This window comes from Bradyrhizobium sp. Mp19 (genome assembly GCF_029952935.1).
Lineage (GTDB): Bacteria > Pseudomonadota > Alphaproteobacteria > Rhizobiales > Xanthobacteraceae > Bradyrhizobium > Bradyrhizobium elkanii.
Window position 1 is genome coordinate 1 of the sequence record NZ_JASAUT010000071.1, and the last position, 14,084, is coordinate 14,084.

A 14,084-nucleotide genomic window follows, 5' to 3' on the forward strand; every position below is an offset into this window, starting at 1 on the left:
TGGCGCCTCTTCCTGGCCACCCTCATCGCAGCCATCAGCGACCGTTCACCGCTGCAATCGGCTTCTTAACGGACGACTGAATAGATCAGCAGCAAAGAAGATGCAGCAGCGCAGTGCCGGCAAGCCTGACATTGAGTTGGGCAAGCGGATCCGCCTGCGGCGTGTGGAGCAGAAGATTTCGCAGGCCGAACTCGGCGATAAGCTCGGCGTCAGCTTCCAGCAGGTCCAGAAGTACGAGAAGGGCGTCAACCGTGTCGGCGCTGCCCGTCTTCAGCAGATCGCCACTACGCTCGACGTCCCCGTCACCTTCTTTTACGGCGGTGACAACAAGGCGCGCGAGGTTGAGAGCCTCCTGTTCCTGGACAGCGCCTTCAGTCTGCGGTTGCTGCGCGCCTACAGTAAGATCAAGGATCAGACCGTCCAGCGTCAGCTGGTGTCGCTGATGGAGTCGATCGCCGCCGACGAGGATTGACCGGTACTCGACGTCAGATCGCGGCACATGGACGCGACCTCGTCTCAGGACCCACTCCCGCGGCGAGAGCGGTCGATTGACTTGTACACGCCTCACTTTCAGCCGGTAATCTCAGGGCTACTCTCCTCGATCACGGCACCGCATCCCCGATGTCGACACGATTCTGGTTGACGGATCGAGCGACAATCTGATCTTCGAGCTCGCCAACTCCGCCATTGACATCTCCCTCATGGTGAGGAGCGCCGTCCTACGTGCGAAAGGCGAAGCCGCGCGGCTTGCTATGGAAGATCGCGGCAAACAGCGCCTCTTTGGTCGGGAAACGGGTATAGACCGTTGCCTTGCTAGTACGGCATGCGATCTCCTCGACGCTGACGCCGGCGAGTTCACGAGCCAGGAACAACTCGCATGCCGCGGTCGAGATCCGCAGGTCCACTTCGGCGGCCAAGTCCGTCGGCGGCCGTCCCAGACGCACCGCCTTTTGCGCCGCCCACCTTATGTTCGCTCCTCCATTCATCCACCCTAGGCTAGTTTGTCCATTCAATTAGTCTTCTGGGAAAGAGAAGGTGGCTTAGGCGCCATGATCCAGCGACAAACTGACGGGAAGAGCGGTGAACTTGTTCGAGGTCGGAGCTGTTGTCTACCGCTGGTCGGCGACGCACGGCGTCCGTCAGGGGCGGCAAAATGGTTTCAACCCGTAACATGCCGGCGGGTTCACCACCGCGCCGCTCAGCCCAGTTCTCGCTGCGCTCCAAGCGAAGTCGCCTTGCCAGGGCGGCAGACGGGCGGTTCCTCGCATGCGTGGTCAACCTGCCGCCGAGGCGGGCCGCCCTTTTTCAGATTTTGGTGGCATTGGATGCGCCCGCAAAAACCCAGTCCTCTCATGGTCCGCGCACGTTCAGAACCGCTTGATCTCGATTCCGTACTTCCTCAGCGCGTAGCCAATCTGGCGCGGCGTTAGTCCGAGCAAGCGTGCAGCTTTTGCCTGTACCCAACCAGATTTTTCCATGGCTGCAATGACCCGCTCGCGATCGGCCATCTTCGCGCCACTTACGAGGACTGTGCCAGGGGGTGCCAGTGAGGCCAGTTCGCTGCCGACAAGTGGGGCCGGCGCGGTCGCTTCAGACGGCAAACTGATCGGCTTGGCGGGCACTGGGACGACCGGTGCCGTTTGGACTGTCGCCTCCTCGGACGTACTTTTCCACAGCATCGCGGAAAGGCACTGGCCGTGGCAACATGCAAAATCATTTCTCACGATCGATGGCCCGGCCGACAGGGTCGCTGTGCGCTCGATGCAGTTTTCGAGCTCGCGGACATTTCCCGGAAAGCCGCAGTTCATCAGCACATCGATCGCGCTCGCTTCCAAGGTCAGCGTACGGCCGTTCACGCTATTGAAATTCCTCAGGAACTCACCGGCAAGCAGCGGAATATCGCTGCGTCTTTCGCGCAGCGGCGGCAGCAGCAAGGGAACAACGCTGATGCGATAGTAGAGGTCTGCGCGAAACTCGCTCCTTGCCACAGCCTCTTCAAGGTTCTTGTTGGTTGCGGCTATGACTCGAACATCGACCTTTATGGTCTGGTTGCTGCCGACCCGCTCGAACTCCTGCTCCTGCAGGACACGCAGCAACTTCGCCTGGAACGGGGCCGAAATCTCGCCGATCTCGTCAAGGAACAGTGTGCCTTTGTCAGCAAGCTCGAAGCGCCCCTTGCGCGAGCTGAAGGCGCCAGTAAAGGCACCTTTCTCATGACCGAACAATTCGGATTCCAGCACTGTCTCAGGTAGTGCCGCGCAATTCAGCTTAATGAAGGGCCGCTTGGCGCGGGACGATGATTCGTGAATAGCCTTGGCTACAAGTTCCTTTCCGGTACCGGATTCGCCGCGCAGCAGAACCGTGCTGTTCGATTTGGCCACGACCGCGATCTTTTCGAGCAAGCCGCGCAGCGCCGGACTGTCGCCGATGATCCCATGAACAGGTACCTTCTTACGCTCCCGTACAGGCTGCCTAAACTCGAATAATTGCTTTTGCAGACGGTCCTTCTCCACCATCAGCCGCTCGCGATCGCAGGCGAACAAGCGATGAAGCCTTACTGTCTGTCCCACCAGGTTGGCGATCATGGTGAGCAGCCGCGCATCATAATCGAGCCGGAGACTCGACCTTTCGTCACAGACACGGTCGAGCGTCAGTGTACCCACGACTTTCGGATCGATGCGGATCGGAACTCCGATGAACGACACCGGCATGTTATCCGAGGCACCGAGCACCTCAAGGTCAGCTGCGCTGAACGCCGGCTCCGCTGCCACGTTCTCGGCGACAAGAGGCCTGTCGGTCGCAACGATCTGGTCGATTGCCTTCCGTGGCAGGCGCATCCGGAAGCGGTCGTCGCTGCCTTCGCTCCAGCCAGCACCCACGGTAATGTCCGGCATCCCGTCATCGTCGAACAGTGAGACGATACCGTGTCGCATCTGCACAAACGATTGCAGAAGGCCTACGACGTTGGCCAGCGTGACCTCGAGCCGGCAGGGAGCGGTGAGTATTTTCGATATTTCGAAGATACCGGTCAGCGCGCTCTCGCGCAGCGGCTCGCCCGAGAGCTCGCGCTCCGTCTCTGGATGAGAGGCAGGTATCTCGCGTGCGGAAGCGATATGCAGCATGAGGCGGTCTCCGTTATTTTGATCATCCTCCCTAGCACCTTGTTCGGATTTGCGAGCTTCGTTTTGCATGTCATGCTCGATCTAGCGTTACGAATTAACGAGATGACATAGAAGCGTAACACCTTTTCATGGCACGACGGTAACCTTACAGTGGTTTGATTTCATCTTTTTTCGGAATAGGTGCGCGACGTCAGCGTAGAACACGAACTTCAACGCTGAGGCTTAAGTCAGCCGCGTTGCCAGGCTTGGTCGATTCACAGATGTTGCCCACCATTGATCGGCACCTCGGCCCCCGTAACATAGCTTGCGGCATCCGAGCATAGGAAGAAGATGACCTTGGCCACTTCGTCGGGTGTTCCCACTCTGCGCAACGGGATGTTTGGCACGAGACGCGCTTCCGTGTCGGGCGACAACATGTCCGTTCTGATCTCGCCTGGCGCGATCGCGTTCACACGAACGCCATAGGGCGCATAATCGTGGGCCATTTCGCGTGTGAGACTCGCAAGCGCGGCCTTCGACGTCGCGTAGGCGCTGCCGGCAAACGGGTGCACCCGCGAACCAGCGATCGACGTCACGTTGACAATCGATCCTGACGCGGCCCTTAGCTCGTCAAATAAACCCCTCGCCAGCAGGATCGGGGCCACGAGATTCAGATGGAACACTCTCATCCAGGTTTCAGTTGACGTCGTCAACGAGGTCAGCCGGTCACCATCAGACGTCTTCGGCGAGATGCCGGCGTTGTTCACTAATGCGTGCAAGGGTGCGCCCGCCAAGCGTTCCTTGACCTGCGCGATCAAGCGCGGCAGCATTTGATAATCGCTAAGGTCGACCTGGACATGATCCTCGCGCCCGGAGTCCCACGGGCACCGCGCGCCATCGAATGGCTGGCGCGCGCAAGAAATGATGCGCCAACCTGCCTCCGAAAACAGCTTGGCAGTGGCATGCCCAATTCCGCGCGATGCCCCAGTCAGCAACATCGCCTTCTGCTCTCCCTGATGGAGGCGGGCTTCATCGGCGCGAAAGGGACAGCCCAAATGTGTCTCGGGCAGCGGACCTGCGATCAGATCGTCATTTGGCAGATCGAGACCCACGCCCGCCTCCTCTCCTGTAGCGCCGCTGGCGAACACGTAGCAGGATTTGGGCCACTCCGATGCACGCAAAGACGCTCCGGTTTTGCGTCCTAATGTCGCGCACGCCAAAAGCTTGGCGGATTCGCGACATGGTGCGTGTGCTTTGCAACATCGATGGTGCATCACCCACACAATGCCTGGAGCACACTCGGTCACTGCTAGGACCAGACACCACACTGCGCTCTCGTGATCGAGATCCGAAGCAGCGAGCGGATAAGGAACGCTCCTCGTCGAGGCAACGATCGGTCACGATGGTGGAGACACCCAGTAACCGTGTCGGTACGAAACAGAACCTGACGCACCAACTCCATACGTTAGGTTTTCTCGCAACTGATACCGAGCTCATCGCAGCACATCGCCGCGCTGATTGGTTGCGCGATCACGAGCGGGCGCACTGAATGTCCAACTCAATGCTCGAACCCGAAGGGTCCGTCCGCGCGAGCGAGTGGCGGCCGCGGCAACGGAACTCACCGGCCCAACGTAACCTCCTTCGAAAACTTGATCCGCGACGAACCGCCGAGAAGCTTTCACTTGCGGGTCGTCGCGAGGCAAGGCCGAGGACGATGTCCATCTGGTCAGCGTGGTGGCGGTACGGTAACGCCGCTCTTGTCAAGATCGAGCTTCAGCGGACGGCATTCGGCCGCCGCATCTTGCTGTTCTCCAGGGCAAGGGTCCGTTGGAACGTCGGTTTGGGCGATCAATTGTCGTCCGGAAACGTAGTGGCAGTGCTGCTCGATGCAAAAAGCGGCGATCAGATCGATGAGACGGGTTACGACTTTCATGAAGCCACGAGTTCTTTTGATGCTTCTTCAATCAAGATCAATCGGCTCGGATCGTTCAAATCGAATTCTATAACGCGCGGCGCAAAGAGGCGCGCATAGCGCGTGAAAGCGCTCGTCGGGGGGAAACGGATCACGGTATCGCATCGCGCAAGAAGATACATCTCGATGAGAGCGGAAAAGCCGCCCTCAGCTCCGAGCGCCGCGCTGTGCAACGGCCCGGCCTGAGCTGCCTGGAAGCGCTTTGGGATGGTGAAAACGTCAGGAAACATAGCTGACACCCTCTCAAGGACGTGCGCGCTGTCTGTGCACAGGAACGCCCTGACCGGTTTTGCATGCGGTAACGCCTTGGCCTTGTCGATGGCGTTACAGACCTGTTGCAAAGCCCGCTCGGGATCAGCCCAGTAGGGCGCATGCCCCATAACATCCTCTCCGTTGCCGTGCCGAACATGAATGCCGATCACGCTGAACGACGCAAGGTGCTCACGGAAGATGGCATCAATCCGTGCCTGCACTTCGGATCGCGGCTTGATGCTCCGAAAGATCTCTCGTTCAGCCTCCTCATCGCAGCGCCACATCAGGCAGGCGTCACACACAACTGTATTTGCATCGCTATCTTGCCCGCTTTGGAACAGCTGATCGAGTTCATCGCGTTCCCGGAAAATCTGCTCATCCGGGCGATAGGCGCAATCAATAGCTGGCCTATTCCACCATGCCGGGAAAAATGGTCCAGGAAATGAGTGCTGGTTGATCCGGTCGTCGCAGATCACCTGTACGCCGGCAATATCTTGAACCGGTTCGAAGAAGACGGGAAAGGCGTTGGTGAATGGTTGATCGAGATAACAGGACCCCCGCCAATCGATGACCAGCTTCCGTCCGGTCCGCTCGGCAAAACGCCACGCTGCAGCCAGCGACCACAGGCAGTCGCCCAAGCCCGTACGTCGTCGGGAAACAACGAACTGATCATTTTTCGAACCGCCAGGCATCTGCATTGCCTCCTTCCGGACTCCTGGTTGAACAAGAGACGTCATTGGAGACACCTCACATATGGTCTTGGCCGATGTTATGGTCGGCGCTTGTGCTGCTCGCGCGTTGCGTCGGTAGAACTTCATAGCAGCGCTATCCTCGTAGTGGGTTCTCTCAACGCCTCCCTCTTTTCTTCCACTAGAGTTGTTGCGCCGATATACCCGATTTCAACTGGATGCCTATTGGTGCCCTATTCCACCTCGGCCTAGCCTCCTGTACATGGAGGCGCAGTCTTGGTCTTACATATGATCGCCGGTTATGCTTCGCCCAGCGCTTTAATGCGGACGCAAGCGGCGCGTGGCGGATGCAGCCGAACGCCCCGCTGTTCCCACAAGAGCCGAAGTTCCTTGACGAGATCTTCGCGCCGGGGCTGGTCCAACATAGTTGTGTCGAGAAGCCAGCCGAGCGAGGCCTCCCCCTCGATCCGCATCAGCAGGTCGAAGAGCTCATGCGAGATACGCATGCTCTCGCGCCCCGAATGTCCCATACGGATCTCGGAAACCGTTTCCTGACGATCTTCCGCTGTGTAAGAGCGAATACGATGAAGGGATGCATACGGAGGCAATGAAACGCCCAGTGTACACCAATCCGGCAGTGTTGCCGGCCGCTTCTCGACGAGGAATGGCTTAACTACAAGTCCGTCCAGGTCGGTCGTCAAGAAGGTGACGATGGCGTCTGAAACGGAATCGACGATCGGCTCGGCATTGTTGTTAAAGGACGTGTTTAGAAGAACCGGGATGCCGGTTCGCTTCTTGAATGCATTAATGACATCCCAATAGGCAGGATTTGTGTTGCGCGAGACCGTTTGCAGCCGAGCAGTTCCATCAACGTGCGTGACCGCACCAAGCACGCTATGGTGGGCCGCCCGCACACGAACCACGAAGTTCATGAAGGGAAACTCCCGCTTGCCGCCTGGGAGCTCAAAGAACTCGCTTGCATCCTCCTCCAGCACTGACGGCGCAAACGGACGATAGCCCTCGCGCTTTTTGACCATCGCGTTTATCCGGTTCTTGTTTTCCGCTGGCCGCGGGTCGGCGAGAATGCTGCGGTTGCCAAGCGCACGTGGCCCGAACTCAGAACGGCCCTGAACCCAGCCGATGACAGCGCCATTTGCCATCCAGTCCGCTGCACTCGCTGCGATGTCATCACTACGTTGAAAATCGAGGTGGCTGGACCATGCATTGAGCTCGTGTTCTATGGCTTGCTCGGTCCCGAGATCGGGTCCCCAATAGACGTCCGACAATCGCTCGCGCGGCGCGGGCCGGCCCAGCTCGTTTGACATCATCAATGCGGCGCCGAGTGCGCAACCGGCGTCATGCGCCGCGGGCTGGACGAAGATGTCGTCGAAAAGGCCGGAATAGAGCAGCTTACCGTTCATCGTGCAATTGTGGGCTACGCCTCCCGCCAGGCACAAGCGCTTCATGCCCGTCGCTTCGCGATGATGCCGCAGGATATGAAAGATGATCCGCTCCAGCGCTTCCTGCAGCGAAGCGCTGACGTCTCGATGCTGCTGTGTGAATGCCATTCCCTTTCGCCGGACCTGGATGCTGCGGATCAAGGCCGGGCCGATTCGATCCAGATGGACCCGATAACCGCCATTGTCCAACAATTCATAGAACTGCGCGAAGAGCTCGCGATAGGGCGCAGGGTCCCCATAGGGGGCAAGCCCCATCACTTTGTACTCGTCGAACAACCCGTAGCCGAGATAACGGATCGCCTCGAGATAGAACAGCCCCAGAGAGTTATGTTCTGGAAAGCTTGCGAGTTGCGAAATTTCGGTGCCAGACCCTACTGCCAGCAGACCTGAGAGAAAGTCTCCGCCACCGTCGACCGTAAAGATCAGGCTTTGCTCGAATCCAGACATGGCAAATGCGCTCGCGGCATGCGCTTCATGGTGATTTACGAAGAACACGCGCGACGCATCGACTTCGGTGCGGAACTCCCGCGCCAGCAGCTGACGTAGCAACAGTTTGGCGTCTAACGGCACGGCCTGAGAAAGAAATAGCCGCTCCAGCATGGTATTGCAGTAGGATTCAGTCGCGTAGAACGCGATGCGGTCGATCTCGCCAAGCTCCACTCCTGCAGCTGAAAGGCAGTATCGGATCGAGTTGCTTGGCAACTTGTTGGAGTGCTTGACTCGATTGAGGCGCTCTTCTTCGACAGCAGCAAGCACGCGGCCATCCCGCACGAGCACTGCAGCGCCATCGTGCAGAAATGTATTGGGCAGCTCGGCCGAGTTTTGATAGATTCTGTCCAGACCGCCACTCACTCCGAGACACAACATCTCGCTCTCCATTTGGTCATGACAGGAAGGCGAACCGCCCTCCCCAACTAGTTCGTCTGTACTGTCACGCTCCCTCGGCCACGCGGGCCAGGAAGCACAACCAATGCTTTGCGAAGTCCGGCCCGGCGCCGAGCCGGCTCAGCCTATTTGGGTGCTGGGCGTTCCCGCACCGTCCGACCGATCCGGCGCCGTGCGCCCGGCTTGTTATAAAGCCATTGCGACTGCCCCTGTCGCAGCTCACGCTACCTCAACCAAGACAGCGCATCGCGAATTCCGTCAACGCAGCAGACGGCGCCGAAACAATACCGTCGACACAAAGAAAGGTAATACCGCGTACATGCAGAGCGCACCGACATGGAAGGCAGCCCCGCCGCTGGCCGCACGGTCCAGCATCGCCGGGCGGATGAGATCGACCGAATGCGCCAGCGGCAACAAGCCGGCGATGTGCTGAAAGGAGCTCGGCAGTTGGCTCATCGGAAAGACTGCGCCACACAGAAACACCATGGGTGTCAGGATTAGCGTCTGGTAAAACACGAAGTAGTCGTAGCTCGGCGCAAGAGATATGACGACCATCGCCAAACTTGCAAAGACAAGGCCGGTCAAGGCCACCGTCGGCATCGCATACAAAATGGACGCCCAGGACGCATAACCCAGCGTCGCAGCGACAATTCCGATTGCGGTTCCGGCCAGAACGGACTTACTGGCTGCCCACACCAATTCGCCCAGAACGACGTCGCCAAGCGTGAGTTGTGTGGACAGGATTGCTTCCCAGGTACGCTTGGCATCCATCCGAGCAAAGGTTGCATACATGGTTTCAAAGGTCGCGGACGTCATGGCGCTGGTCGCGACCATGCCTGCTGCCAGGAACGAGATGTAGGAGGTCCCTTCAACACGACCCACGATTAGCCCGAGCCCAAAGCCAAGGCCAAACAGGTTGGTTATGGGATCTGCGAGGTTGCCGAGAACCGATGCAAGCGCGACTTTCCTCCATGCCAGGAAGTTTCGACGCCATACTGCAATCCAGTTGTACGCATTAGCGGGCATTAGCGCCGCATAGCTTTCACCCATCCCTCACTTCTCCATCTCGCGTCCGGTCAGCCGCAAGAACACGTCTTCGAGATTCGGCGGCCGCTGCAGAATGCGAAGGCCCGCTCGGCCGCGCAGTTGAACACGTACTTGCTCCGGATACGGCGCATAGCAAAACAGCGTCTCTCCACTCACTTCGATATTCCGAGTATAAGGCTTGAGCCATTCACCGAGCTCATGTGGATCACCGCCATAGATCTCGATCACGTCGCATCCGATATGCTCGTCGATCAAGGCGTTCGGCTTTCCTTCGGCTATCTTGCGTCCACTCTTGAGCACGCAAAGCCGATCGCATAGGCGTTCGGCTTCTTCCATGAAGTGGGTGGTGAGCAGGATTGTCTTGCCACGCGCAAGCAGAACGCGCAGACGCTCCCATATCAGGTGCCGCGCGTGCGGATCGAGGCCGGTCGTGGGCTCGTCCATCACCAGCAGATGCGGATCATTGATCAGGGCCCGCGCCAGTGTCAGCCGACGCTTCATGCCGCCCGACAGATGCGCGACGCGGACGTTCGCCTTGCTTTCCAGCCGTGCAAACTCGAGCAACGAGGGTACGATCGTCTCAACCTTGCGAGCACTCAAGCCGAAATAACGGCCAAATACCAGCAGGTTTTCGCGTACGGTGAATTCGAGCTCGAGGTTATCGAACTGCGGCACAACGCCAACGCGCATACGTGCTACACGCGCGCGCGCAGGCACAGGCTCGTTGAGGATTGTAATCTTGCCCGCATCCGGCGAGATCATCCCGAGCAGCATACGCGCAATCGTGCTCTTGCCGGCTCCATTTGGCCCGAGCAGACCAAAGCATTCTCCGCGCGCAACCGAGAACGACAGCTCATCGACGATGATTTTGTCGCCAAATGATTTTCTGACGCCGGCAAGGTCGATTGCTGCGGTGGACATGTTCATCTTAGGCTGACAAAAGGCGTTCAGCCGAAGTTGGCTTGCTTACGACGGTTTTGGTCCAGAGCAGGCCGTCGCACCACACATGCTCTACGCGCCCCCACTGGCAGGCGGCGGCCACGTCCGGGAAGAATCCTCGTCCATGGAGGTTGGCACTCGTATTGCAGAGCAGCGGAATGCCGGTGAGCTGTTCGAACTCGACGAGCAGCTCGGCGATTTTGTGTGGAGAGTTGCGGGCGACTGTCTGCAACCGCGCGGAGCCATCCAGATGGACGATAGCGGGGACCTTATCGCGCCACTCCTCCCGGGTCTGGTGATCGAACAGCATATAAGGATCTGGCGTCCCGGGACTGAAGATCTCCGGCGCCCGATCCTCCAGGCAAATCGGCGCTACTGGCCGGAAATGCTCGCGGCGCTTGATGTCGTTGAGGTGATCTTTCATTGCCGGCAAGGTCGCTGCTGCAAGAATGCTTCTGCCACCCAACGCCCGTGGCCCAAGCTCGGCGCGTCCCGATAGGAAGATTACGGGTTTGTTGTCAGCAAGAATGGCCGCAAGCTCGCGGAGAGTGCATGGTGCAGGCTCCCATTCTGACGGACTTTCGCTGGCCTGCAGCGCCGGACCGCTATAGACTGACCATTCTAGTGGCCCGAACCCCTTTTGTGCCGCCATCGCGCTGCAAGCGGCGCCAATTGCCGAGCCGCTGTCATTTGGAAACGGCGGCACCCAGACCTCATCGAACAGTCCCGTCGCCCGAAGCGCACTGTTCCACTTGATATTGAGCCCGCACCCCCCGGCTACACATAGGTTTCTCGCGCCCGGAAGCGACGAGTGTCGCAGCAAAACCATCGCAATTTCCCGGACAAGAAGACGTTCCAGGAACACATGAAACGACGCAAGGACGTCTTCGGCTCGCTTGGCCGTCAAGCGCAGCGCGCTCGCCTCAAAAAAGTCGTGTACAGCGGCAAGCGATGCCTCAGCATTGTTGATGTCGGCGCGGTAGCGACGGGCCTGCTCCGTATCCGCAGCGAAGCGCTTTTCGTAAAGCTCCTGAAACACAGCCACGATGGTTTCGTCGAAAGAGCCAAGCGCAATATAAGCCATCAGCTTGCCGGCGATGCCCAAGTCCCAATTGGTGCGATTCGGCTGCCTGTAAGGGCCAAAATGAAGGCCCGCGGCAGCATAGGAATGACCGATCATTGGAAACAGACTGGCAATGAGTCGGGCGCCTCGAGGTTCGACATAGTAGAGACGTGGAAAGATGCAGCCATCCCATACCAGACAGAACGCGGGCTTTCCGGCGCTGGCAAACGGGCTGGTGCTGTATGCCGAGGCGACGTGGCCGGTGACGTGCGGGTAACTCTTATAGGGAAACACCTTGCCGCCAAGGATCAGGCCATAGCCATCGACTGAATCTAGAAGGCCCTCGGCATGGCGCTCGACATATGGCGCCCCCTTCAACGCGATTGGAACCGCCCCACTGAGAACCTGGAACTGCGACTCGATCTCTCCATCCCAGCCGTCGATGACGAACTGATCAATATCTCGTGGATCCAGGCCATGCTCAGCCAACGCGAGCACGACTGCATCGAGGTTATCGACAGATTGATACCGTGGATTGTTGCCGCGCTTCTCTTGTTCGGTGCAAAAGACAAGCTGTCCGTCCTCGACGACAGCGATTGCCCCATCATGTGTTAACTTGATGCCACAGATGCGCATACGACCCCCTGGCCCTAATGACCGTAATTTGGTTGTTCTGACGAGTTAATCGGCTTCCGGAACAGCACGAGCAAACAGTCTTCATTGACCGACTCAGTATGGCAATGAAGACGCTCGATCTCGGATAGGTTCTCATTGAAGAGAGAAATCACTGTTTCCGCACCGGCAGCGTGCCCACAGCGTCGACACGGAGCATCACGCGCGGACCCGAACACCAGAGCGCCATTTGGTGCAAGCATACCGACCAGATTGAGGATGGCTGTGTGCATCTCGGCGATGTCCTTGAGGTAGTAAAGAACCTCGGCCACGACGATCAGATCGAACTGCTCAGCCGTCGAGAACTGCTGAATGTCGCATGTTATCCATGTGATATGTGACCACCTCTTGGTCCGCTGGCGCGCACGCTCGATCGCCTGAGGCATGACATCGACCACGGTGAGCCTTTGGCAGTGCGGCGCCAGCATTTCGGTGAACGCACCGGCTGCACATCCGACCTCGAGGGCATGCACAACGTCACCGTTGCAACGCGACATCCGCAGCATCTGCGCGTATCGCTCCTGCTCGAACGAATTGCTGTCGAGCCGCCATGGATCATCGACAGCCAATTCGCGCTCCAATAGCTGATAGTTCTTGTCCGATGTCACGGGGGCATCCAACCTATTTGTAGGCGCTCGATCGCTCGGGACCGCAAACACTCTCGGTCGCCGCCACGCTCGATGCACGGTGCGAAAGCCCGGGCTTACAAATTGCGGCAGAGCTCACACCACTTCTCGCGGAGCTTATTCCGGTGGCCGCATGCGGAATGACAGCTCTATTCTCTCCGTCGCTTGCCACCATGACTTTACGCGACAGCCAATCGCTATTGCTCAATGTACAAAGCGCGTAGGCTTTCATCGGCAGCAAGAGAAAGATATTGATGGGTGTGTGAAGCGAGAAGCCGAGAAACCGCATATCGCGAGCACGGAACGCTGCCACACTGCACCGGACCATCGTCATGGCCGCAATCGTCAGCACCGTCCACCAGGCCACTGACCCGCCGATGACGAACTGCGCGAGCGCAGCCAGTGATGAGAGGGCGAGAAGCAAGGGGCCGAGATTTTGTCCGACAACGTCGAGCGTCAGATAGCGATCCAACTCGGGCAGCAAGCGCAACGCAAGAAATGTGTCTCGAAAGGTACTGCGCGCCCAGCGTAGTTGCTGTCGCAGATATGGTCCAAGGCTGTCCGGCACCACTGTTGCTGCGATCGCGTCGGGGACATACTCGGTTCGAAACCCCGCCTTGAGCATAAGGATCGTTAGATGACGATCTTCGCCGAAATCACTTGGCTTTCCACGAAAAAATTGCGTTTCGTATTGATCAAGCAGCAAGGCGAGCGCAGAGCGACGATACATGGCACACGGCCCGCAGCAGCACATCACGGCGCCGAAGCGTGCCTGCGCCGCGCGCTCTTCGTTGCAAGCCAACCAGTATTCCATATCGATCAGCTTGGTCAGCCAGGTCTCGTTGCGATTGCTCGCTACCAACTGCCCCATGGCCGCGCCGACGTCGGGGTCCTGCATCTTCGATACAAGCTTCGTGACCACGTCGACGGCAAGGATCGTATCCGAGTCGACGTTCAGGACCAGATCGCCGGAAGAGCTGCGTATCGCAGCAATCTGCGCCTTGCGCTTTCCGACGTTCTTGGCCATCAAGATGATGCGAAACCTCGGATCGCTCGCATAGATTTTGTGTACGGGTCCCAACAGATCGCGATTTGCGGATCCATCGTCGACCACAATGACTCTCAGTTTTCCGGCGTAGTCTTGACTTGCAATCGACGCGAGGCATTCGGAGAGTGTGTTTGGGTCCTCATTGAAACAGGGCACGATTACATCCACGCTGGGCAGAACCACCCCGGCTTGCTCGAGATCGTTCTGCAGCGATGAGGGATTGGTCGGCTGAGCGTAAAGCGCCTGCGCGCTCTTGTAGATGGTCGAGAGCAGCGCATAAGACGAAACGGCGACAGCGCTGGTTGTAGCGAGCAGATCCATGGGGTGCCA

The 14,084-nt window shown here is 58.5% G+C and carries 12 protein-coding genes; 1 reads left to right on the forward strand and 11 read right to left on the reverse strand.

Annotated elements, in window-relative coordinates:
* The first annotated feature begins 100 nt into the window (after positions 1 to 100).
* Positions 101 to 472 (forward strand): helix-turn-helix transcriptional regulator, encoded by a 372-nt coding sequence (locus QJT82_RS39745; RefSeq protein WP_016842040.1) that lies wholly within the window; start codon positions 101 to 103, stop codon positions 470 to 472.
* A gap of 247 nt (positions 473 to 719) precedes the next feature.
* Here QJT82_RS39745 and QJT82_RS39750 read toward each other — a convergent pair whose 3' ends face one another.
* The 11 genes from QJT82_RS39750 to nodC all read right to left on the reverse strand — a co-directional run bounded on the left by QJT82_RS39750 (position 720) and on the right by nodC (position 14,075).
* Positions 720 to 917: a helix-turn-helix domain-containing protein gene (locus QJT82_RS39750; RefSeq protein ID WP_157183431.1), complete on the reverse strand. Its 198-nt coding sequence runs from the start codon at positions 915 to 917 to the stop codon at positions 720 to 722.
* A 450-nt stretch (positions 918 to 1,367) separates the two neighbouring features.
* Positions 1,368 to 3,191 carry a nif-specific transcriptional activator NifA gene (gene nifA / locus QJT82_RS39755; RefSeq protein WP_026192379.1) on the reverse strand — a complete coding sequence of 608 codons (1,824 nt, stop codon included), beginning with the start codon at positions 3,189 to 3,191 and terminating at the stop codon, positions 1,368 to 1,370.
* A gap of 185 nt (positions 3,192 to 3,376) precedes the next feature.
* Positions 3,377 to 4,213: an SDR family oxidoreductase gene (locus QJT82_RS39760; RefSeq protein ID WP_026192378.1), complete on the reverse strand. Its 837-nt coding sequence runs from the start codon at positions 4,211 to 4,213 to the stop codon at positions 3,377 to 3,379.
* A 614-nt stretch (positions 4,214 to 4,827) separates the two neighbouring features.
* The gene (locus QJT82_RS39765) at positions 4,828 to 5,034 is read right to left on the reverse strand and encodes a hypothetical protein (RefSeq protein WP_125459275.1); all 207 of its coding nucleotides are present in this window, start codon (positions 5,032 to 5,034) and stop codon (positions 4,828 to 4,830) included.
* The gene (locus QJT82_RS39770; protein ID WP_077231073.1) at positions 5,031 to 6,143 is read right to left on the reverse strand and encodes a nodulation protein NodZ; all 1,113 of its coding nucleotides are present in this window, start codon (positions 6,141 to 6,143) and stop codon (positions 5,031 to 5,033) included. Before QJT82_RS39770 ends, QJT82_RS39765 begins: the two co-directional genes overlap by 4 nt.
* 170 nt (positions 6,144 to 6,313) lie before the next feature.
* Positions 6,314 to 8,341, reverse strand: coding sequence for a carbamoyltransferase (locus QJT82_RS39775; protein WP_026192376.1), 2,028 nt, complete (start codon positions 8,339 to 8,341; stop codon positions 6,314 to 6,316).
* 276 nt (positions 8,342 to 8,617) lie between these two features.
* Entirely contained in the window at positions 8,618 to 9,409 is a 792-nt protein-coding gene (locus QJT82_RS39780) for an ABC transporter permease (protein WP_016842047.1), read from the reverse strand.
* A gap of 3 nt (positions 9,410 to 9,412) precedes the next feature.
* A complete protein-coding gene (gene nodI, locus QJT82_RS39785; RefSeq protein WP_018270195.1) occupies positions 9,413 to 10,333 on the reverse strand; it encodes a nodulation factor ABC transporter ATP-binding protein NodI in 921 nt (306 codons plus the stop codon).
* Between the two features lies 1 nt (position 10,334).
* Positions 10,335 to 12,044: a nodulation protein NodU gene (nodU, locus tag QJT82_RS39790; RefSeq protein ID WP_018270194.1), complete on the reverse strand. Its 1,710-nt coding sequence runs from the start codon at positions 12,042 to 12,044 to the stop codon at positions 10,335 to 10,337.
* Between the two features lie 14 nt (positions 12,045 to 12,058).
* Positions 12,059 to 12,766 carry a nodulation methyltransferase NodS gene (nodS, locus tag QJT82_RS39795; RefSeq protein WP_307724585.1) on the reverse strand — a complete coding sequence of 236 codons (708 nt, stop codon included), beginning with the start codon at positions 12,764 to 12,766 and terminating at the stop codon, positions 12,059 to 12,061.
* A complete protein-coding gene (nodC, locus tag QJT82_RS39800) occupies positions 12,702 to 14,075 on the reverse strand; it encodes a chitooligosaccharide synthase NodC (RefSeq protein ID WP_264641772.1) in 1,374 nt (457 codons plus the stop codon). The genes nodS and nodC overlap by 65 nt, the downstream gene beginning before the upstream one ends.
* Between the last annotated feature and the right edge of the window lie 9 nt (positions 14,076 to 14,084).